The 19,003-nt window shown below is 65.2% G+C and carries 19 protein-coding genes; 7 read left to right on the top strand and 12 right to left on the bottom strand.

Annotated features, from left to right (window positions below; genetic code table 11):
- Nucleotides 1-349: 349 nt before the first annotated feature.
- Entirely contained in the window at nucleotides 350-1,459 is a 1,110-nt protein-coding gene (locus ACO6D5_RS22095; RefSeq protein WP_315846596.1) for a porin, read from the bottom strand.
- 253 nt (nucleotides 1,460-1,712) lie between these two features.
- Between ACO6D5_RS22095 and ACO6D5_RS22090 the strand changes: the two genes are divergently transcribed.
- The 3 genes from ACO6D5_RS22090 (at nucleotide 1,713) to ACO6D5_RS22080 (ending at nucleotide 5,006) form a co-directional block, all read left to right on the top strand.
- Complete coding sequence (locus tag ACO6D5_RS22090) at nucleotides 1,713-2,366, top strand: NUDIX hydrolase (RefSeq protein ID WP_485826531.1); 654 nt, start codon at nucleotides 1,713-1,715, stop codon at nucleotides 2,364-2,366.
- Between the two features lie 96 nt (nucleotides 2,367-2,462).
- Nucleotides 2,463-3,296, top strand: coding sequence for a ribose-phosphate pyrophosphokinase-like domain-containing protein (locus ACO6D5_RS22085; RefSeq protein ID WP_485826530.1), 834 nt, complete (start codon nucleotides 2,463-2,465; stop codon nucleotides 3,294-3,296).
- A gap of 15 nt (nucleotides 3,297-3,311) precedes the next feature.
- Nucleotides 3,312-5,006: a nicotinate phosphoribosyltransferase gene (locus tag ACO6D5_RS22080; RefSeq protein ID WP_485826529.1), complete on the top strand. Its 1,695-nt coding sequence runs from the start codon at nucleotides 3,312-3,314 to the stop codon at nucleotides 5,004-5,006.
- Between the two features lie 92 nt (nucleotides 5,007-5,098).
- On the opposite strand, the gene ACO6D5_RS22075 is transcribed toward ACO6D5_RS22080, so the two are convergent.
- The 5 genes from ACO6D5_RS22075 to cyoA form a co-directional block, all read right to left on the bottom strand.
- Nucleotides 5,099-5,878, bottom strand: coding sequence for an SURF1 family protein (locus tag ACO6D5_RS22075; protein WP_485826528.1), 780 nt, complete (start codon nucleotides 5,876-5,878; stop codon nucleotides 5,099-5,101).
- Nucleotides 5,878-6,300, bottom strand: a complete 423-nt coding sequence (gene cyoD / locus ACO6D5_RS22070) for a cytochrome o ubiquinol oxidase subunit IV (RefSeq protein ID WP_315846591.1) — start codon at nucleotides 6,298-6,300, stop codon at nucleotides 5,878-5,880. The genes ACO6D5_RS22075 and cyoD overlap by 1 nt, the downstream gene beginning before the upstream one ends.
- A complete protein-coding gene (gene cyoC / locus ACO6D5_RS22065; RefSeq protein WP_485826527.1) occupies nucleotides 6,297-6,938 on the bottom strand; it encodes a cytochrome o ubiquinol oxidase subunit III in 642 nt (213 codons plus the stop codon). The genes cyoD and cyoC overlap by 4 nt, the downstream gene beginning before the upstream one ends.
- Nucleotides 6,931-8,934, bottom strand: coding sequence for a cytochrome o ubiquinol oxidase subunit I (gene cyoB / locus ACO6D5_RS22060; protein WP_315846590.1), 2,004 nt, complete (start codon nucleotides 8,932-8,934; stop codon nucleotides 6,931-6,933). The genes cyoC and cyoB overlap by 8 nt, the downstream gene beginning before the upstream one ends.
- A gap of 81 nt (nucleotides 8,935-9,015) precedes the next feature.
- Nucleotides 9,016-10,059, bottom strand: coding sequence for a ubiquinol oxidase subunit II (gene cyoA, locus ACO6D5_RS22055; RefSeq protein WP_315846589.1), 1,044 nt, complete (start codon nucleotides 10,057-10,059; stop codon nucleotides 9,016-9,018).
- Nucleotides 10,060-10,191: 132 nt separating this feature from the next.
- Between cyoA and ACO6D5_RS22050 the strand changes: the two genes are divergently transcribed.
- Nucleotides 10,192-11,526 (top strand): MFS transporter, encoded by a 1,335-nt coding sequence (locus tag ACO6D5_RS22050; protein ID WP_315846599.1) that lies wholly within the window; start codon nucleotides 10,192-10,194, stop codon nucleotides 11,524-11,526.
- 56 nt (nucleotides 11,527-11,582) lie between these two features.
- Here the strand turns inward: ACO6D5_RS22050 and ACO6D5_RS22045 are convergent, their stop codons facing one another.
- The 3 genes from ACO6D5_RS22045 to ACO6D5_RS22035 are packed head-to-tail and all read right to left on the bottom strand — an operon-like array spanning nucleotide 11,583 to nucleotide 14,573.
- The gene (locus ACO6D5_RS22045) at nucleotides 11,583-12,626 is read right to left on the bottom strand and encodes a histone deacetylase family protein (protein WP_485826526.1); all 1,044 of its coding nucleotides are present in this window, start codon (nucleotides 12,624-12,626) and stop codon (nucleotides 11,583-11,585) included.
- A gap of 54 nt (nucleotides 12,627-12,680) precedes the next feature.
- On the bottom strand, nucleotides 12,681-13,268 hold the full coding sequence (locus ACO6D5_RS22040; protein ID WP_485826525.1) for a YdcF family protein: 588 nt from the start codon (nucleotides 13,266-13,268) through the stop codon (nucleotides 12,681-12,683).
- Between the two features lie 27 nt (nucleotides 13,269-13,295).
- Nucleotides 13,296-14,573 carry a TrbJ/VirB5 family protein gene (locus tag ACO6D5_RS22035; RefSeq protein ID WP_485826546.1) on the bottom strand — a complete coding sequence of 426 codons (1,278 nt, stop codon included), beginning with the start codon at nucleotides 14,571-14,573 and terminating at the stop codon, nucleotides 13,296-13,298.
- Nucleotides 14,574-14,730: 157 nt separating this feature from the next.
- Between ACO6D5_RS22035 and ACO6D5_RS22030 the strand changes: the two genes are divergently transcribed.
- Nucleotides 14,731-15,132: a hypothetical protein gene (locus ACO6D5_RS22030; protein WP_315846586.1), complete on the top strand. Its 402-nt coding sequence runs from the start codon at nucleotides 14,731-14,733 to the stop codon at nucleotides 15,130-15,132.
- Here ACO6D5_RS22030 and ACO6D5_RS22025 read toward each other — a convergent pair whose 3' ends face one another.
- The 3 genes from ACO6D5_RS22025 to ACO6D5_RS22015 form a co-directional block, all read right to left on the bottom strand.
- The gene (locus ACO6D5_RS22025) at nucleotides 15,133-15,750 is read right to left on the bottom strand and encodes a hypothetical protein (protein ID WP_315846585.1); all 618 of its coding nucleotides are present in this window, start codon (nucleotides 15,748-15,750) and stop codon (nucleotides 15,133-15,135) included.
- Between the two features lie 51 nt (nucleotides 15,751-15,801).
- The gene (locus ACO6D5_RS22020) at nucleotides 15,802-16,203 is read right to left on the bottom strand and encodes a hypothetical protein (protein ID WP_315846584.1); all 402 of its coding nucleotides are present in this window, start codon (nucleotides 16,201-16,203) and stop codon (nucleotides 15,802-15,804) included.
- Nucleotides 16,204-16,285: 82 nt separating this feature from the next.
- Entirely contained in the window at nucleotides 16,286-17,179 is an 894-nt protein-coding gene (locus ACO6D5_RS22015) for a LysR family transcriptional regulator (protein ID WP_315846597.1), read from the bottom strand.
- A gap of 106 nt (nucleotides 17,180-17,285) precedes the next feature.
- On the opposite strand from ACO6D5_RS22015, the gene ACO6D5_RS22010 reads away from it, so the two are divergent.
- Together ACO6D5_RS22010 and ACO6D5_RS22005 are read left to right on the top strand one after the other, a co-directional pair.
- Nucleotides 17,286-18,272 (top strand): TerC/Alx family metal homeostasis membrane protein, encoded by a 987-nt coding sequence (locus ACO6D5_RS22010; RefSeq protein ID WP_315846583.1) that lies wholly within the window; start codon nucleotides 17,286-17,288, stop codon nucleotides 18,270-18,272.
- A 171-nt stretch (nucleotides 18,273-18,443) separates the two neighbouring features.
- A partial coding sequence (locus ACO6D5_RS22005) for a methyltransferase domain-containing protein (protein WP_485826524.1) occupies nucleotides 18,444-19,003 on the top strand: 560 nt, incomplete at its 3' end.

Raw genomic sequence — 19,003 nt, 5'->3', positions numbered from 1 at the left:
ACAGCGCGTTCATCGCCATGTATCGCCGCATCTACGGCAAATCGCCCGGGAAAAAGGAGTGACCCCAGGCCGCGCACACTGCGTGTGCTTGCTGGCCCCAAGGGGGTGTTTTTATCTCGGGGCGGCCCAGCGATAAAAATGACCCCCACGCGGCGCACACTGCGTGTGCTTGCTGCCCCCCAAGGGGGTGTTTTTATCTCGGGGCGGCCCAGCGATAGAAATGACCCCCACGCCGCGCACACTGCGTGTGCTCGCTGCCCCCCAAGGGGGCGCTTTTATCTCGGGGCGGCCCAGCGATAAAAAACGCCGGCCTCGTAAGAGGCCGGCGCGGTTTGGTGCTGTGCGGCGCTTAGAACTGGTGGCGGATGCCCACGCCTGCGGCGGTGCTCTTCAGCCCGTCGATGAACGCGTAATCCGTGCCGTACGAACCGTAGGCGTACAGATTGGTGCGCTTGGACAGGTCGTAGGTGTAGCCCACGCTGTAGACGTTCATGTTGGCGTCGCCGCCCGTCAACTTGTCGTTGGACGGGGCGACGTGTTGCCACGAGGCGAACACGCTGCTGGCGCCGCTGACGGGCAGGGTCGCGCCCAGCATGTAGGCGTTCGCCTTGAAGCCGTTCACGAAGCGGTTGGTGCCGAACTCGTCGCTGAAGGGCGTGCCGGCGGGCAGGTCCTGGCCGACGAACCAGCCGTCGGTGGTGCGGCCATAGGCGGCGGCCAGCTTCACGACTTCCAGGTCATACGACACGCCCAGCGCGTACTGGCGCGGCGTGGCGTCCTGGTCGACGGTGGCGCTGCGATGGGAGCCGTTCAACTGGTCGTACGTCAGCGCGACGTTCAGCGGGCCTTGCACGTAGCGCAGGCCGGCGGTGATGCCGCGCGTGTTGTCGGCGGTGCGAAAGCCCGTCTGGTCGGCGGTCGTGTCGTCCGCGTTGAACGAGTAGCCGATGCCGAATTCAAAACCGTTCACCGAAGGGGTGCGGTACATGACCATGTTGTCCCAGCGCATGGTATTGGCCGCGCTGAAACCCAGGCCCAGGTTGGATTGGGTGTAGCTGGTGTAGAAGGGATCGATGTCGGCCAGGTAGTTCGAGCCGATCGTGGCTTGGCGGCCGAAATCCAGCTGGCCCCAGGCGTCGTTGGCCAGGCCGATGGTGGCTTGGCGGCCGAACAGGCGGCCGGATTGTCCGCGCTGGCCGTTGCCGGAGTCGAAACCGCTTTCCAGCTTGAAGACGGCGCGCAGGCCATCGCCCAGATCTTCGGATCCGCGCAGGCCCCAGCGGGAGCCGGCCTGGATGCCGTTGATCATGCCGAGCTTGCTACCGCTGTAGCCGTCGCCTTTGATCTTGTTGTAGCCGATGCCGGTGTCGATGACACCATAGAGGGTGACTGACGGTTCTGCCTGAGCGATGCCTGTAAAAGCGGTCAGCATCGCAGCGGCGAGCAGCGTCTTTTTCATCCGGGGATCTCCTGGGGATTTGGGTGGGAAAAAACAAAGGGAACAGCACGCTCGGCATAGCGCCTAGCGGTGTTCCCAGACCCCAGTGTAAAACATTTCCGTTATTTTCTGCTTATTGCATGGGATGTTCCGGCTATTTCTGCTAATTCCTGACCGCTGGCCACCGGCTCCTTGCCCCGCCTTGCGGCGCCCCGTTTGACTGTCGCATGCCATAGTGGCATCTTGCCCCGAAGCCATCTTTACGGAGCCGCCCGTGGACTATCCACTGCCCCTCGTCACTGTCGATGCCGTCTTGCTCACCTTGCGGGCGGGCGGCTTGGAAATTGCCCTGCATCAGCGCGACCGCGCGCCGTACCAGGACGCCATGGCGCTGCCTGGCGGGGTGGTGCATGTCGACGAAGACGCCAGCACCGAAGCCAGCATCCGCCGCGTGCTGCGGGACAAGACCGGGTTCGAGCCGCGCTACCTGGAGCAGTTGCAGGTGTTCTCGGGACCGGGCCGCGACCCGCGCAAGTGGTCGCTGTCCGTTTCCTACGTGGCGCTGGTGCCGGCGGCTGAACTGGAGGCCGCGACGCAGGCCGGGTTCCGATTCGTGAGCGTGGACGCGTTGCCGCCCCTGGCGTTCGACCATGCGGACATCGTGGCGGCCGCCGTGGCCCGCTTGCGCGGCAAATCCAGCTATTCGACCCTGCCGTTCTTCCTGTTGCCGGAGCGCTTTACCCTGACGGCGCTGCAACACACCTATGAGGCCATCTTGCAGACGCGGCTGGAGAAATCGAATTTCCGCCGCAAGATGGAGGCGTGGGGCGTGCTGGAAGCCACCGAGGACTACGTGCTGGGTGCGCAGCGTCCCGCGCGCCTGTACCGCTTGAAGGACTTCGCCCTGTTCGACCGCAGCGTCGGATAAGCGCGGGACCGCGCTCAATTAAAGATAGTTGCAAATCAACAATAAGTAGGCTTATACTGGCTCCACTTAGTTTTAAAGTGCCACTAAGGGCCGATCATGTTCACCATCACTGCCGTAGTAGAAGGACAACGCCACAGCGAGACGCCGGCCGCGTTCGTGTTCCCCGGGGGCGAAAGCCAGGTCACGGTGCCTGCGGGATTGCAGGTCCAGGCCGATGCGGCCAGCGAGTTCCACATCCACGCCCTGTTGAAGTCGGCCGACGATGTCATGCAGTTGCTGATGCTGACGGACGCGCTGCGCCGCCTGAACCCGGCCGTGCCGGTGCACCTGGACATGCCGTACGTGCCGTATGCCCGGCAGGATCGTGTGTGCAATCCGGGCGAGGCGCTGGGGGCGGCCGTGTTCTGCAAGTTGATCAACGATCAGCAATACGCCACGGTGACCGTGGTCGAACCGCACAGCGATGTGACGCCGGCGTTGCTGCAGCGCGTGCGTGTGGTCGACGCCGCCGCCTTCCTGAAGAACGCGCTGGCCGCCCCGGTCTTTGCCGATGGCGTGACCCTGATGGCGCCTGACGCGGGGGCCCGCAAGCGCGTGCAGGCCCTGGCCAAGAAGCTGGGCGTGGGCGAGGTGCGCTTCGCCGAAAAGGTCCGCGACCCGCAGACCGGCCGCATCACCGAAACCCGGGTGCCCGACGACATCCCCGCACAACCCGTGCTGGTGGTCGACGACATCTGCGACGGCGGCCGCACCTTCCTGGGACTGGCGGCCGCCCTGCGCGACAAGACGCGCCAGCCGCTCTACCTGTACGTCACGCACGGGCTTTTCAGCAAGGGCCTGGGCGAACTGAACGCCCGCTACGCCGGCATCTTCACCGCATTCGACTGGACCGGCACCGAAGGCGCTGGCGCCCCGGTGCTCGTCAATTGAGAAGGAAACCGAGCCATGAACACCCGCGACTCCCTTACCGTCAAGAACGGCATCAATCCCTTCTTACAGGCCGACTTCTACAAGACCGGCCACCCGTTCCAGTATCCCCAGGGCACCAACAAGATCCTGGCCAACTTCACGCCGCGTTCGGCCCGGCTGGCGCCGGTGTTGCCCGAACTGTTCGACGGCAAGATTGTCTGGTTCGGCCTGCAGGGTTTCATCAAGGAAATTCTGATCGACCTGTTCGACCGCGAATTCTTCGGCAAGCCCGCCGGCGCTGCCGTGCGCCAGTACCAGCGCCGCGTGGACAACGCGCTGGGCAAGGGCGCCGTCACCGTGGACCACCTGCAGGCGTTGTATGAATTGGGCTACCTGCCGCTGGAAATCCGTTCGGTGCCCGAGGGCGCGCGCGTGGATATCCGCGTGCCGCCGGTGACCTTCGTCAACACCCACCCGGACTTCGCGTGGCTGGTGACCTATATCGAAACGCTGTTCAGTTGCGAATCCTGGAAGGCGTCGACGGTTGCGACCATCGCCTTCGAATACCGCAAGCTGTTGACCTACTTCGCCCGGCTGACGGGCAGCCCCATGGACTTCGTGAACTGGCAGGGACACGACTTCTCGATGCGCGGCATGGCGGGCCTCCACGACGCCCGCAAGTGCGGCGCCGGGCACCTGCTGTCGTTCACCGGCACCGACACGATCCCGGCCATCGATTACCTGGAAGACCTCTACGGCGCGGACTCCGACCGCGAATTGATCGGCGGTTCCGTCCCGGCCACTGAGCACTCGGTCATGTGCCTGGGCAGCAAGGAGGGCGAAATCGAAACGATCCGTCGCCTGGTCACGCAGGTCTATCCGGCAGGCATCGTGTCGGTGGTCTCGGACACCTGGGACTTCTGGCAGGTGGTGACGGACTTTGCCGCCGCGTTGAAGCCGGAGATCCTGGCGCGCCGGCCCGACGCCTTCGGCAACGCCAAGGTCGTGTTCCGCCCCGATTCAGGCGACCCCGTGAAGATCCTGACTGGCTACTTCTGCACCGATGTCGCCAGCGTGGCAGACACTGCGGCAATGGTTGCCGCACGCCGCGACGGCTTCGAGGCGGTGCGCGATGCCGCGACCGGCGCCTATTGGCTGCTGGACGAGGACGCGCGCGCAGGCCAAGCGCTGCGCGAAGCCGAAGTGAAGGGCGCGGTGCAATGCCTGTGGGATACCTTCGGCGGCGTGGAGAGCGTGCGCGGCTACAAGCTGCTGGACCCGCATGTGGGCCTCATCTACGGCGATTCGATCACACTGGCCCGCGGCCGCGACATCCTGGTCAGGCTGGAAAAGAAGGGCTTCGCCTCGGGCAATGTCGTCCTGGGCATCGGGTCGTACACCTACCAGTACCTGACGCGCGACACCTTCGGTTGGGCGTTGAAGGCGACGTATGCCGAAGTCAACGGCGAACCCGAGGAACTGGTGAAGGACCCGGTGACCGATTCGGGCGTCAAGCGCTCGGCCAAGGGCCTGCTGCGGGTCGATGAAACGGCGACGGGTTATGTGCTGCATGACCAGCAGACGCCCGAGCAAGCCGAGGGCGGCGCATTGGTGCCGGTGTTCCGCGACGGCAGCCTGCTGGTGGAGCAAAGCCTGGCGCAGATCCGGGAACGGCTGCAAGGTTCGTGGACGTGCCCGGCGCCGGGGAGTATTGACTGGGCGGGTCGCTGAATGCTAGGCCGGGTGGGGTGATGCCCGGCCAGGGCCATTTCACGACGCGGCCGTAAAAAAAGCTCCCAAGGGAGCTTTTTTCTTGCAGGGCCTCAGGCCTTGCTGCGCGCGCGCCTTTCTTCGCGCACGAAGATCACCACACCCACGATGATCATCAGCGCCAGCGCATACCAGGTGATGGCGTAGACCAGATGGTTGTTCGGGAAGGTCAGCACCGTCAGGCCGCCGACAGGCGCCTTCGCGGGATCGCGGCCCGGGCTGGACGCCGCGTCGGCATCGATGAAATACGGCGCCACGTCGGTCAGGCCGCGCGCGGCGGCGATTGCCGGCAGGTCGCGTGAATACCAGAGGTTGGCGGCGGGATCGTTGTTGCGCAGGAAGCCGCTGCCGGGTTCGCCCATGCGCAGCAGGCCCGTGACGCTGCCCTCGGCCGGCGGCTGCGTGGCCGTGGCTTGACTCTTGCGCCATTCCGGCAGCACGAAGCCGCGGTTGACCAGCACGGTGCCGCCGTCCGGCAACTGCAGCGGGGTCATGACCCAGTAGCCGCTGCCCAGCTCGGTGGCGGCCTGTACCAGCGTCTGGCGGTCGTACTGAAAAGTACCCGAGGCTGCCACGTGGCGGTATTCGGCATTGTTGAAGCTCAGCGAGCGCCAATCGCGTTTGCCCGGCGCCGGCGTGGTGGCCGCATGGGCCCGCTGGTTGACCTGGGCGATCAGGTCGCGCTTCCAGGCCAGGCGATGCACCTGCCAGGTGCCCAGGGCGCACAGGCCCGCGAAGAGCGCGACAGCAACCACCCCCAGGATGACCAGGGTGGTTTTGCTGCGCGGATTACGGGAGGTGTCGCCGGAGTGAGTGTCTTTTACTGCTGCCATCAGGGCATATTCCGCATGTCGTGTGTGGACATGGGCATCATATTGGAGTTCAAGTGATACATGATCCAGATTGACCCGCTGAGCGTGATTACGACCAGCACCAGCGTGAATATTAACGCCAACATGTTCCACCCGCTCTCGGACTTGGCGTCCATGTGCAGGAAGTACACGATGTGGACCACGATCTGCACCACGGCAAAGGCCAGGATCACCAGTGCGGTCGTGCGCGAATTGGCGAAGACGCGGTCCATCACCAGCCAGAACGGGATGGCGGTCAGGATGGCCGCCAGGATAAAGCCCGTGACGTAGCTCTTGAGCGTGCCGTGGCCCGCGCCGTCATCGTCGTCGTGGTGGTCGTGGCCGCCGCCATGGCCGTGGCCGCCATGCCCGTGATGGGCCAGGTTTTCCATGTGCGAGCTCATGGCAGCACTCCCATCAGATACACGAAGGTGAACACGCCTACCCAGATCAGGTCCAGGAAGTGCCAGAACATCGACAGGCACATCAGGCGGCGCCGGTTTTCCGGGATCAGGCCGTGCATCTGCACCTGGATCATCATCGTCACCAGCCAGACGATGCCGAAGGTGACGTGCAGGCCGTGCGTGCCGACCAGCGTGAAGAACGACGACAGGAAGGCGCTGCGCTGCGGACCCGCGCCCTGGTGGATCAGGTGCGCGAACTCATACAGTTCCAGCGACAGGAAGCCCAGCCCCAGGATGCCCGTGACCGCCAGCCACAGCTGGGTGGCGCCGATGCGGTTGCGCCGCATCTCCAGCATGGCGAAGCCGTAGGTGATGGACGACAGCAGCAGCAAGGAGGTGTTCACCGCCACCAGGGGCAGGTCGAACAGGTCGGCACCCGATGGGCCCGCCGCGTAATTGCGGCCCAGCACGCCGTAGGTCGCGAACAGGCAGGCGAAGATGAGGCAGTCGCTCATCAGGTAGACCCAGAACCCCAGCAGGGTGCCGTTCTTGGGATGGTGTTCGCCCGCGACGTAGAACACGGGCTCCAGGGGCGGCGTGGTGCCGCCGGGCAGGGTGGGGGCCAAGGTATCAGACATGTTTCGCCAACAGTCGTGTGCGGGCGTCTTCTTCGCGTACGACCTCGTCGGCCGCCACGTAGTAGTCGCGCTTGTAGTTGAAGGTATGGACGATCGACACCAGGATCAGCGCCACGAACGACAGCACCGCCAGCGGCCACATGTGCCAGATCAGCGCAAACCCCATCACCACGCTGATGGCTGCCAGCACGATGCCGGCCCAGGTGTTCTTCGGCATGTGGATGGGGATGAAGCCCTGTTGCGGCCGTTGGTAGCCGTGCTGCTTCATCTGCCACCAGGCGTCCAGGTCATGCACGCGCGGCGTGAACGCGAAGTTGTAGTTGGGCGGGGGCGACGACGTGGACCATTCCAGCGTGCGGCCGTCCCAGGGGTCGCCGGTGTCGTCGCGCAGCTGGTCCCGGCGGCGATAGCTGACCACCAGCTGGATGATGAAGCTGGCGATGCCGCACGCGATCAGCAGCGCGCCGAAGGCCGCCACCTGGAACCAGATCTGCAGCGACATGTCTTCGAAGTGGTTCACGCGGCGCGTCACGCCCATCAGCCCCAGCACGTACAGCGGCATGAACGCCACGTAGAAGCCCACCAGCCAGAACCAGAACGAGCACTTGCCCCAGAACGGGTCGAGCTTGTAGCCGAACGCCTTGGGGAACCAGTACGTGATGCCGGCCATCAGCCCGAACAGCACGCCGCCGATGATGACGTTGTGGAAGTGCGCGATCAGGAACAGGCTGTTGTGCAGGGCGAAGTCGGCGGGGGGCACGGCCAGCAGCACGCCCGTCATGCCCCCGATCACGAAGGTGACCATGAAGCCCATGGTCCACAGCATCGGCACCTCGAAGCGGATGCGGCCGCGGTACATCGTGAACAGCCAGTTGAAGATCTTGGCGCCGGTCGGGATCGAGATGATCATCGTCGTGATCCCGAAGAACGAGTTCACGCTGGCGCCGGACCCCATGGTGAAGAAGTGGTGCAGCCAGACCAGGTACGACAGCACCGTGATCACCACGGTCGCGTACACCATGGATGCATAGCCGAACAGGCGCTTGCTGCAGAAGGTGGACACCACTTCGGAGAAGATGCCGAAGGCGGGCAGGATCAGGATGTAGACCTCGGGGTGGCCCCAGATCCAGATCAGGTTCACGTACATCATGGCGTTGCCGCCGAAGTCCGCCGTGAAGAAGTTGGTGCCGACGTAGCGGTCCATGGACAGCAGGGCCAGCACGGCGGTCAGCACGGGGAAGGCCGCCACGATCAGCACGTTGGTGCACAGCGCGGTCCAGGTGAAGATGGGCATGCGCATCATGGTCATGCCAGGCGCGCGCATCTTCACGATGGTGACCAGCAGATTGACGCCGGATAGCAGGGTTCCCACCCCCGCTATCTGCAAGGCCCAGATGTAGTAGTCGACCCCCACGTCCGGACTTTGCATGATCCCCGATAAAGGCGGATACGCCAGCCAGCCCGTGCGCGCGAACTCGCCGACGAACAGCGACATCATCACCAGCACGACGCCGCCTGTCGTCATCCAGAAACTGAAGTTGTTCAGGAAGGGGAAGGCCACGTCGCGCGCACCGATCTGCAGCGGCACGATGTAGTTCATCAACCCCGTGACCAGCGGCATGGCCACGAAGAAGATCATGATCACGCCATGCGCGGTGAAGATCTGGTCATAGTGGTGCGGCGGGAGGTAGCCCGTGGAATCGCCGAAGGCCACCGCCTGCTGCAGGCGCATCATGATCGCGTCGGCGAAGCCCCGCAGCAGCATCACGATGCCCAGGATCACATACATGATCCCGATCTTCTTGTGGTCGATGCTGGTGAACCATTCGTGCCACAGGTAACCCCATTTCTTGTAGTAAGTGATGGAGCCCAGCACGACGATGCCGCCGACTGCGACCATGAAGAACGTGGCAAGCAGGATCGGTTCGTGAAGGGGGATGGCGTCCCAGGTCAGTCGACCGAAGATCAGCTTGATGAGGTCAGGTTGATCAGGCATCTCGATTCCAGCATAAAGACCACAATTTCATGAAGCCCCTGCATCGGCCGGCCCGTGTCGCGACGGACTTGCGGCAAGCCGCTACAACACGAGCCCTTCGGTGGACGTGCACATGGCGCCTACATACTTGCGCGGCGGCGTGCCGGTCAGGCCCAGGCGCTCGCGCGTTTCCGTGTCCAGCGTGGTGACGTTGAGCGCGCCCGGGATGCCCATGCCGCCTTGCGAGTCGATGGCCATCGCATCCTTCATGCACATGCGGTTGCCTTCGACGCAGCGGTTCACGATGGCGTCGAACAAGCCTGGCGCGTAGGCGGCGTAGTGCTGCACCGGGTTGCGTTCGCTGGGCTGCTCAAGCTTCAGGTAGGCGTCGCGGCTGAGCTTGCCGGTGGACGCGCGGGCATCGGCCACCCACTTGTCGAAGCCCTGCTGGTCCAGGCCGTGGAACTTGAAGCGCATGCCCGAGAAGCCCGAGCCGCTGTAGTTGGCGGACAAGCCTTCGTATTCGCCGGGGTGGTTGATCACCGCGTGCAGCGTCGTCTGCATGCCGGGCATGGCGTAGATCTGGCCTGCCAGCGCCGGCACGAAGAAGGAATTCATCACGGTCGACGACGTGATCTTGAACTGGATGGGGCGGTCGACCGGTGCGGCCATTTCATTGACGGTGGCGATGCCTTGCTCGGGATACAGGAACAGCCATTTCCAGTCCAGCGCCACCACTTCGACGACCAGCGGCTTGGTGCCCGCCGGCACCTCGCGCCCTTCGGACAGGCGTGCAAGCGGCCGGTAGGGATCGAGCTGGTGCGTGCTGACCCAGGTCAGCGCGCCCAGCGCGATGATGATGAGCAGGGGCGCTGCCCAGATCAGAAGCTCCAGCATCGTGGAGTGGTTCCATTCCGGGTCGTAGTGGGCTTGCTTGTTGCTGGCCCGATAGCGCCACGCGAACAGGAATGTCAGGAAGATCACCGGCACGATGATCAGCAACATCAAGCCGGTGGAGATGATGATCAGATTACGCTGTTGAAGCGCGACATCGCCTGATGGCGACAGCAGCACCGCATTGCATCCGGCGAGCAATGGCAGGGCGGCAATCAGGATCAATCCGCGGAGCCTTGTGAAGGACGGCATAGCCATACCTCGAAACGTAACCGTGGGAGGTAAACGCAACACTACGCTGGAAGCCGCGAAAAATCTAGGGTAAAAAGAACAAAAGTGTGCAGGGCAGTGGCGTATTTCGGACCTCCTACAGTGAGCAAACCCATGTCGACCACCACGCAATATCCCGGTCATGCCCCCGCTGTTCCCGGCCCGGGGCCAACGGCTGGCGGGGCCAGCCACGCCAAGGTGGCCCCGGGTGAAATCGCCGTCGGCGTGGTGGTGGGACGCGCCTCCGAATACTTCGATTTCTTCGTGTTCGGCATTGCCTGCGTGCTGGTTTTTCCGAAGGTCTTCTTCCCCTTCGAACCCCAACTGGAAGGCACGCTATGGGCCTTCGTCATCTTCTCCTTCGCGTTCATCATGCGCCCCATCGGCACGGCGTTGTCGATGGCGATCCAGCGGCGTTGGGGCCGCGCCACAAAGCTGACGGTCGCGCTCTTCCTGCTGGGCACGGCGACAGTGGGCATGGCGTTCCTGCCCAGCTACAACACCATCGGCGCGCACGCGATCACGTTGCTGGCGGTGTTCCGCTGCCTGCAAGGGTTGGCGTTCGGCGGGTCATGGGACGGGTTGCCGTCGTTGTTGGCGCTGAACGCGCCGCCCAACCGTCGCGGCTGGTATTCGATGATGGGTCAGCTGGGTGCGCCCGTCGGCTTCATGGTGGCCAGCGCGCTGTTCCTCTATCTGCACGTCACGCTGACGCAGTCCGATTTCCTGGAATGGGGCTGGCGCTATCCGTTCTTCGTCGCCTTCGCCATCAACGTGGTGGCGCTCTTCGCCCGGTTGCGCCTGGTCGTCACCGAGGAATACACGCAGCTGCTGGAAGAGGGCGAACTCGAACCCATCAGCATTGCCGAGATGGTGCGTTCACAAGGCTACAACCTCTTCATTGGCGCGTTCGCGGCGTTGGCCAGCTATGCGCTGTTCCACCTGGTCACGGTGTTTCCGCTGTCCTGGATCGCGGTCAGCGCCACGCAACAGATCTCGGACGTGCTGATCGTGCAGATCATCGGCGCAGTGATCGGCATCCTGGGCACGGTGGCATCCGGCTGGCTGGCCGACCGCATCGGCCGGCGCACCACGTTGGGCTTGCTGGCCGTGCTGATCGCCGTGTTCGCGCTGTTCACGCCGTGGCTGCTGGGCGGCGGGCCGATGGGGCAGGATGCATTCATCCTGGTGGGCTTCGCGCTGCTGGGCCTGTCGTATGGGCAGGCCTCGGGCACGGTTACCGCGAACTTCACGCGGCGCTTCCGCTATACCGGCGCGGCGCTGACGTCCGACATGGCGTGGCTGATCGGCGCGGCCTTCGCGCCACTGGTCGCGTTGGGACTGTCGGCGCGTTTCGGGCTGGTGGCCGTCAGCGTCTATCTGCTGTCGGGCGCCGCGTGCACCTTGCTGGCGCTGCGCATCAACAAGGTGCTGGAAACGCGTGATTGAGCGATGAGGGCTTTGGCGGCTTTGCCACCGAAGCCCTCATCGGTCGCTCAGGCGGCTTAGGCGCCGAAGCCCTCCAGCACGTTCGCCACATTGATCCCCACATCGGCCACGGCATAGCCGCCTTCCATCGTGAAGACCACGGGCAGGCCCAGGCTGGCCAGGCGGCGGCCCACTTGCAGGTAGTCGGCGCTTTTCAGCTTGAACTTGGAGATGGGATCGCCTTCGTAGGTGTCCACGCCGAGCGCGATCACGACCGCGTCGGCCTTGAACGCCCGGATGGCGGCGAGGCCTTGTTCCAGCGCGTCGGTCCACGCGGCAAAGCCGGTGCCCGCGGCCAGCGGCAGGTTCAGGTTGGCGCCTGCGCCCGCGCCGGCGCCGTGTTCATCGGCATAGCCCAGGAAGAACGGGTATTCGGTGGTCGGGTCGCCATGTGCCGAGACCGTCAGCACGTCGCCGCGCTCATAGAAAATGCTTTGCGTGCCATTGCCGTGGTGATAGTCCACGTCAAGGATGGCGACGCGTTCGGCGCCGGCGTCGCGCAAGGCTTGCGCGGCCAGCGCGGCGTTGTTCAAGAAGCAGTAGCCGCCAAAGAAGTCGGCGCCGGCGTGGTGGCCCGGCGGGCGCGTCAACGCCATGGCGGCGCGCGGGCCGCCCGATGCGGCGACGGCGCGCGCGGCATCAATGGCGCAGGCCGCGCCGGCGGTGGCGGCTTCCCAGGTGCCGGCCGTCAGCGGGCAGCCGCTGTCGAACGAGAACAGGCCGACGCGGGCCGCGAAATTGGTGGGCTCGATATCGTGGCGGAAGCCGCGCACGGGCCAGACCGACGGCAGGATGTCGATGTCGGCGTTGGCCGGATCCAGCGCGACCCAGTCCCGCCATGCGCTTGCCAGGAAGTCGACGTAGCGCGGGGTGTGCACGCGCTTGATCAGCTCCAGGTCCGGCGCCGAGGGGGCGAGCAGATCGCCGATGCCGCGTTGGCGCAACGCGTCCAGCACGTACTCCAGCCGAGCCGGCGTTTCGTGGCAGGGGACCAGCTTGCCGCGGAACATCTCCTGGCGGCCAGCATGCTTGTCATGGACGGGGTTGTGGAAGATCTTCACGGCGTCGGGGTCCTTGGGTTGTTCAACGCATTCTGTTTGACGGCAAGAGCGCCACTATAGCGGTCGGAGCGCATACCACGCCATGGCCGGCAGCTCGCGAAAAACGGAGTACAGGTCGCGCCATTCGAAGAAGCGCGGATAGCCGCCGCTGACATCGGCCACGCCTTGGCGCCGCAGGGCCAGCAGGGTGCGCGGCACATGGAAGTACTGGGTGACGGCCAGCGCGCGGGTGTAGCCGTGTTCGCGCATATAGGCGCTGGCGTGCCGCGCGGTGGTCCAGGAGTCCACACCCGCGCTGTCGGTCACGATGCGGTCGGCGGGCACGCCACGCGCCAGCAGGTAGTCGCGCATGGCCGCAGCTTCGTCAGCGCCGGCCGGATCCACGCCGCCGCTGACGAACAGGATGCGGCATTGCGACGCCGCATAGCAGTCGTAGGCGCGGTCCAGGCGGGCGGCCAGCCGGGGCGAAGGCCGTCCCTCGGCCTGCACGGTGTTGCCGAGCACGACGGCCACGTCGGCGGGGCGGGCCGCGGTCAGCAGTCCCGTGGCCGCCAGCGCGGCGGCGGCGAGCAGCAGCGCGAAGAGCAGGAAGGCCAGGCGACGGACTGGGCGGGTTTTAAAGGGGCGGGTAGGGGATCGCATGCGGGTAGCCTGTGAATGCGGCCGCGCCTACTGCGGCGCGGGCGGCCGCTTCGGCAGCGGGTAATCAAACCCGATTTCGTTGGAGACGAGGGGTTGGGCGAGATTGCCCGGGTCGGTGACGACGGCGGCGGCGCGGTACTTGCCGGGTGCCAGCGCGGGCAGGAAGGGGACGCTGCCGTAGCCGTTGTCGTTCACCAGGTAGGCCGGCTTGCCGTCTTCGTCCTGGCTCCAGACCACGGCGTCGCGGGCAAAGCCCAGCGGGTTGGCCGGGTGCAGGGTATCGCCTTCGCGCTGGTACAGCGGGTGCACGATGCGGTCGCCTTGCGCGTTGGTCAGCAACAGCCAGACGCGCGGCGCCTTCAATTGGACCGGCGCCTCGCCGCGGTTGGCTACGCTGAGGAGGAAGGTGCCGCCGTCCTCGCCATTCCAGTCGGCCAAGGTGTCGGCAAGTTCCAGCTCCAGGCCGCCTTGCGGCGGATGCGCCGGGAGTTGATGCTTGTCCACGCGCAGATCGCCATAGCGCACCCATTTGAGGGCGTCACCCGCCGTCTTGGTGGCGTAGCGCACCTGCAGCCAGTCGCGCGGGCGGATCGCCACCACGTCCAGGGGTTCGCCTTCGGCAGCCGTCATCGTCGGCCTGGCGTTCACGTCAGGCGTGTCGTAGAGGTCCAGCTTGCTGACCGGCACGGTGCCGTCCTCCAGCGCGGATCCTTCGCCTTCGATTTCGATGTGCTCGATCGAGCCGTCTTCGCGGAACCGGTAGGTCAGTTCAGCCGCCGCGTCGTCCAGGCCGAACAACGCCTGCGTGGTCCACGAGGTGGCACGCACCGTGCCGTCGGGACGCAGCACATATTCCTCGCCGCCATGGCTGGCGGCGCCGTACCGGCAGCCAACGCTGATCCGCGCCTGCTGGTCGTCGAACACCGGATTGACGAAGCCCCGGCAGGGGCTCGCTTCGTCGGGGTGCCGGATTTCCTGGAAGGCGCCGGTGGCGGGCCGGTACAGGAACAGCCGGGTGATGAGCTGCGTGCCGCCGCCGCTTTGCCCCAGCACCAGGTCGCGGTAGCCGTCGTGGTCGATGTCCACGGATGCCATCTGGTCGACTTCTTCATCGTCGAAGTTGCCTAGCTGCTGCTCGGGGCCGTTGCCCACGCGCACGGTCGCGCGCTGGGCGTCGCCGCCGCTGATCCTCACCACGCCCGACAGGCCGGCCTTGATGGGGTAGGGGTAGTCGCGCGCGGCGGCTTGCGCCTGTACGCCTTGCCCCTGCAATGCCAGGGCGGTCATCGCGCCCGCAAGCAGCATCCGTTTCACCCGCGTCTCCCCAGCTTCGAATCGAGTGGGGCAATATACCGCAGCCGATTGCGGGAAAACGAGCAGTGCGCCGTCGCGGGCGGCCCGTCATCCTGGGTAGAATCGAACGATGCGCAATGTCTGCGCAGGTGCTGTGCCGCAACCATCCATGAACCTCTCGTTCCCGATCCGCCAAGAATGTCCGCCGGGCGCCTGTATGTGCGACCGCGAACGGCTGCTGGCCGATCCGGCCGCCGACATCCGTATCCTGCGCTTGACCAAGGAAGAGGAAAAGCGGCTGGTGGCGCGGCTGGAAAGCATCGCCAGCCTGGAGGACTTGCGCGCCATGCAGGGGCGCATCCAGGCGCAGTTGGGCATCGTGATCCGCATCACGCCCAGCGACAACGAAGTGCGCACCTCGCGCGGCATCTCGATCCAGCTGGACGACGCGCCCGGCCTGTGCCGCAAGACGCGCACCGCGATTCCCGCCGCGATCCGCCGCGGCTTCGACAACAAGCCCGAAATCGTCTATGCGCTGCTGAACGAGCGCGATCTGCTGAGCGGCACCTGATCAGGACTTCTTGCCGGGTTCGCGGCAGGGCGCCAGCGGCACCACGGCAGACGGCGTGCGGCCAGCCTCCGGACGGGTCGCCGGCTTCTTGCCGCTGCGCACGGGGTAGGACAGCAGGACGGCGCTGCCGGCTTCCAGCCGGGGCGATGTCGCCGAGCCATAGGCCACCGTCCAGCCGCGCACGGCCAGCGGCGCCAGCGTGTACTGCAGGGCGGAACCGGGCGATACGTGCGCGACCTTGCCTGCGAACAATTCGTGCTGCGGCGTTTCCGTGCCCGCTACGGCGGAATAGGTGACGATGCTGTCCAGCGCGGCCGATTCTTCATGGCGCGCGAGGATGGCGGTCTTGTATTTGCCGGGGGGGATGTCGGTCAGACTGACGGTCAGGGGTTCTTTGGCCTGGCCGCCGCCATCCAGCCGGACGCCGGTGACGTCGACGCGTGTGAGCGGCGCCGTACCGGTATTGCGCACGCGCACGCTGTATTGCCCCGAGGTGCCCGTCACCGTGCAGACTTCCACGCCGGAGGGGCTGGGGGAAGCTTGCGCAGAGGCCGTGGCGCCTGCGGAGAGCAGGACCGCCAGGGACAACGTCAGGGCTGAGGCAGATCGGGTGGGCACGGCACGCTCCTTGAGGGAGGCAGCGTGCCGGGTGGCGCGTTGCCAGCCTTATTACACCACTTGGCGTCCCGGAGCCTCGGCCGCCTGCTGGCGTTTGCCCGCCAGCCAGCTCAGGATCAGCGCCAGGACCAGCAGGCCGGCGATGATGAAGCCCCAGATGATCCAGCCCAGCACCGAGATCAGCGTGCCCAGGCTGCCAGCCACGGGCAGGATCTGGTTCAGGCCCTGTGCGGCCCAGACCAGGCCGCCTTGCAGCGTTTGCAGCCAGGCCGGGTCGACCCAGCCGGCGGCCCAGGCGGGCGCTACCCATTGCGACGTGTCCAGCGCCGTGCCCGGCACCTGGGCGGTGGCGATGGTTGCCAGGACCCAGTCGGTCAGTTGCAAGGTCAGCGCTACCAGCCCGGTCCAGAGTGCGGCAAGCACGGCAAAAGCGAGCCAGATGAATTTTTTCATTGCAGTGGTACTCCGATTTCAAAAGAGGGTCCACGATAAAGCGGATTCTATTTCTGAAAAACCAGAGTAGCTGTGACAAACATTAAGAAAAAACCGAAGTCTTGGCGTGTGCCAGCACCGCCTGGACCAGCGGGTGGTGCTGCCCGCGGCGGTTGCGGATGGCGTGGATTTCCTCTTGCACATCGTCGCAGCGGGCCAGGGGGCGTAAGCCGCGCAACAGTCCGATGTCGTCGCCGCCCAGCCGGCTGAGCGGAAATACGCCCAGGCCCCGGGCGGCAAACACCGACATCAGCGCGCTGTCTTCGAATTCGCCCACCACGTTGGGGAAAACGCCTTGTTCGTTGAACCAGCGGTCCAGGGTCTGGCGCAGCACGGAATGGCCGGTGGGCAGCAGTACGGGCAACCGCTCCAGGCAGCGCGGAAAATCCTGTGTTTCGGACTTGCGCACCAGCCGCGCCGGGCCGTACCAGTCCACGGGCGAAGACACCAGGCGGTCGCTGGTCAGCCGCAGGTTGGGGTTGGCGGGCGCGCCCTGGCCGGCCAGTACCAGGTCCAGGTGGTGCTGGGCCAGTTCGCCCAGCAGTTCCTCGACCTCGCCCTCATGGCAGGTCAGGCGCAAGTCCGGGGTATCCAGCACGGGGCCCAGCAGGGCGTGGGCGGCCAGCTTGGAGATGCCGTCCGACAAGCCCACCGACAGTCGGATGACGGGCTTGGTGGCCGCAGCGCGCACTTCCTGGGGCAGCACATGGCCGATCTGGAAGATCTCTTCGGCCCGGGCGAAAGCGGCCTTGCCGGCGTCGGTCAGCGCCACGCCGCGGCCGGCGGGCTTGAGCAGCTGGTGGCCCAGGTTCTTCTCCAGTTCGCGCACCTGGGCGCTGATGGTCTGGATGGCCATGTCCAGCCGTTCGGCGGCGCGGGAAAAGCCGCCTTCCTTGGCGACCATCCAGAAATAGTACAGATGGCGGTAGTTCAGCATGATCGTGCTCACTTCGGTTTTTTCGAACCTTAACTCACTTTCAGGCTGATTTCTCCATGCGGCCCGTATCCGGATGATGGGCACCTTCGAACACAGCGGGGCATTCATGGACACTTTGATCACCTTCTTCATGGCCGATTTTCTGGGGACACCGACCTGGAGTTGGCTGCTATTCATCGGCATCGTCGTCAGCTTGCTGGTCTTCGACCTGGGCGTGCTGCACAAGGAAGACCGCGAAATCGGCGTGCGTGAAAGCCTGTTGCTGTCGGCCGGCTACATCACCGCGGCGCTGCTGTTCGGCGCCTGGGTCTGGTGGCAGCTGGGCGCGGCCAGCGGCATGGCCTACTACACCGGCTTCATGATCGAAAAGTCGCTGTCGATGGACAACGTCTTCGTGATCGCGCTGATCTTCAGCTTCTTCGCGATCCCGCGCCAATACCAGCACCGCGTGCTGTTCTGGGGCATCCTGGGCGTGATCGTGCTGCGCGCCATCATGATCGGCCTGGGCGCCGCGCTGGTCAGTAATTTCGGCTGGCTGCTGTACCTGTTCGGCGCGTTCCTGGTGTTCACGGGCATCAAGATGTGGATGATCGCGGACCAGACGCCCGACATCGCGACCAACCCGATCCTGAAGTTCCTGAAGCGCCACATGCGCGTCACGGAAGGCCTGCGCGGCAACGCGTTCGTGGTGACCGAGACGGATCCGGCTACGTCGAAGAAGGTGCGTTTCGCGACGCCGCTGCTGCTGGCCCTGGTGCTGATCGAATTCGTGGACCTCGTGTTCGCGGTGGACTCGGTGCCGGCGATCTTCGCCATCACGACCGACCCGTTCATCGTGTACACCAGCAACATCTTCGCCATCCTGGGCCTGCGTGCGCTGTACTTCGCGTTGGCGGCAATGATCCACCGCTTCCACTACTTGAAGTACGCGTTGGCTCTGGTCCTGGTGTTCATCGGTACGAAGATCTTCCTGGTTGGCTTCATCGGCAAGGTGCCGGCCGCGATTTCGCTGGGCGTGACGTTCAGCCTGATCTTGGGCGGCGTGCTGTTCTCGCTGTGGAAGACCCGGTCGGCGGAACTGAAGGCGCAGTAAGCGACAACGCATCAACGCAGTGGAAAACCCGCCGGCTGATCCCGGCGGGTTTTTTTCGTTTCGCGCATGCCATATTTTTTTAATATGATTAGATAGCTATCCAAATATTTGTAATATGGATACGCCAGGCGTAGAGTCCAACCGTACACAGTCGTCCGGCAAGGAGCCGTCATGAGCAACAACAGTTGGTCCGCCAAGCAGTATTCCGCTTTTGAAAACGAACGCACCCGGCCGGTGCGCGATCTGGTGGCCGCGTTGCCCAATCCGTCCGTCGGCCTGGCCGTGGACCTGGGCTGCGGCCCGGGCAATTCCACCGAGGTGTTGGCAAGCCGCTATCCCGACGCGAAAGTCACCGGCATGGACAGTTCGGAAGACATGGTCCAGGCCGCCCGCAAGCGCCTGCCCGCGCTGGACTTCGAACTGGCCGACATCGCCACGTGGAACCCGCCGCAACAGTACGACGTGATCCTGGCGAACGCGGCGCTGCAATGGGTGCCCGACCACGCGACGCTCTACCCCCGTCTGGTCGGCAAGCTGGCCCCGGGCGGCATCCTGGCCGTGCAGACGCCCGACAACATGGAAGAGCCTGCGCACCGCCTGGCACGCCAGGTGGCCGGCGAAGCGCCGTGGGCGGCGAAGACGGGCGGCGTGAAGCACCCGCCGCGCCACAGCGCCGCCTGGTACTACGAACTGCTCAAGCCGCATTGCGGCGTGCTGGACGTGTGGCGCAC

This window comes from Achromobacter sp. (genome assembly GCF_057314935.1).
This window is presented reverse-complemented; position numbering and strand designations above follow the sequence as displayed.

Excerpts from the sequence above, each read along its gene's own strand:
- ACO6D5_RS22095 (WP_315846596.1), bottom strand. The coding sequence starts at position 1,459 with ATGAAAAAGACGCTGCTCGCCGCTGCGATGCTGACCGCTTTTACAGGC.
- ACO6D5_RS22085 (WP_485826530.1), top strand. The coding sequence starts at position 2,463 with ATGTTCACCATCACTGCCGTAGTAGAAGGACAACGCCACAGCGAGACG.
- ACO6D5_RS22080 (WP_485826529.1), top strand. The coding sequence starts at position 3,312 with ATGAACACCCGCGACTCCCTTACCGTCAAGAACGGCATCAATCCCTTC.
- ACO6D5_RS22075 (WP_485826528.1), bottom strand. The coding sequence starts at position 5,878 with ATGGCAGCAGTAAAAGACACTCACTCCGGCGACACCTCCCGTAATCCG.
- cyoD (WP_315846591.1), bottom strand. The coding sequence starts at position 6,300 with ATGAGCTCGCACATGGAAAACCTGGCCCATCACGGGCATGGCGGCCAC.
- cyoC (WP_485826527.1), bottom strand. The coding sequence starts at position 6,938 with ATGTCTGATACCTTGGCCCCCACCCTGCCCGGCGGCACCACGCCGCCC.
- cyoB (WP_315846590.1), bottom strand. The coding sequence starts at position 8,934 with ATGCCTGATCAACCTGACCTCATCAAGCTGATCTTCGGTCGACTGACC.
- cyoA (WP_315846589.1), bottom strand. The coding sequence starts at position 10,059 with ATGCCGTCCTTCACAAGGCTCCGCGGATTGATCCTGATTGCCGCCCTG.
- ACO6D5_RS22050 (WP_315846599.1), top strand. The coding sequence starts at position 10,192 with ATGTCGACCACCACGCAATATCCCGGTCATGCCCCCGCTGTTCCCGGC.
- ACO6D5_RS22040 (WP_485826525.1), bottom strand. The coding sequence starts at position 13,268 with ATGCGATCCCCTACCCGCCCCTTTAAAACCCGCCCAGTCCGTCGCCTG.
- ACO6D5_RS22035 (WP_485826546.1), bottom strand. The coding sequence starts at position 14,573 with ATGCTGCTTGCGGGCGCGATGACCGCCCTGGCATTGCAGGGGCAAGGC.
- ACO6D5_RS22030 (WP_315846586.1), top strand. The coding sequence starts at position 14,731 with ATGAACCTCTCGTTCCCGATCCGCCAAGAATGTCCGCCGGGCGCCTGT.
- ACO6D5_RS22020 (WP_315846584.1), bottom strand. The coding sequence starts at position 16,203 with ATGAAAAAATTCATCTGGCTCGCTTTTGCCGTGCTTGCCGCACTCTGG.
- ACO6D5_RS22015 (WP_315846597.1), bottom strand. The coding sequence starts at position 17,179 with ATGCTGAACTACCGCCATCTGTACTATTTCTGGATGGTCGCCAAGGAA.
- ACO6D5_RS22010 (WP_315846583.1), top strand. The coding sequence starts at position 17,286 with ATGGACACTTTGATCACCTTCTTCATGGCCGATTTTCTGGGGACACCG.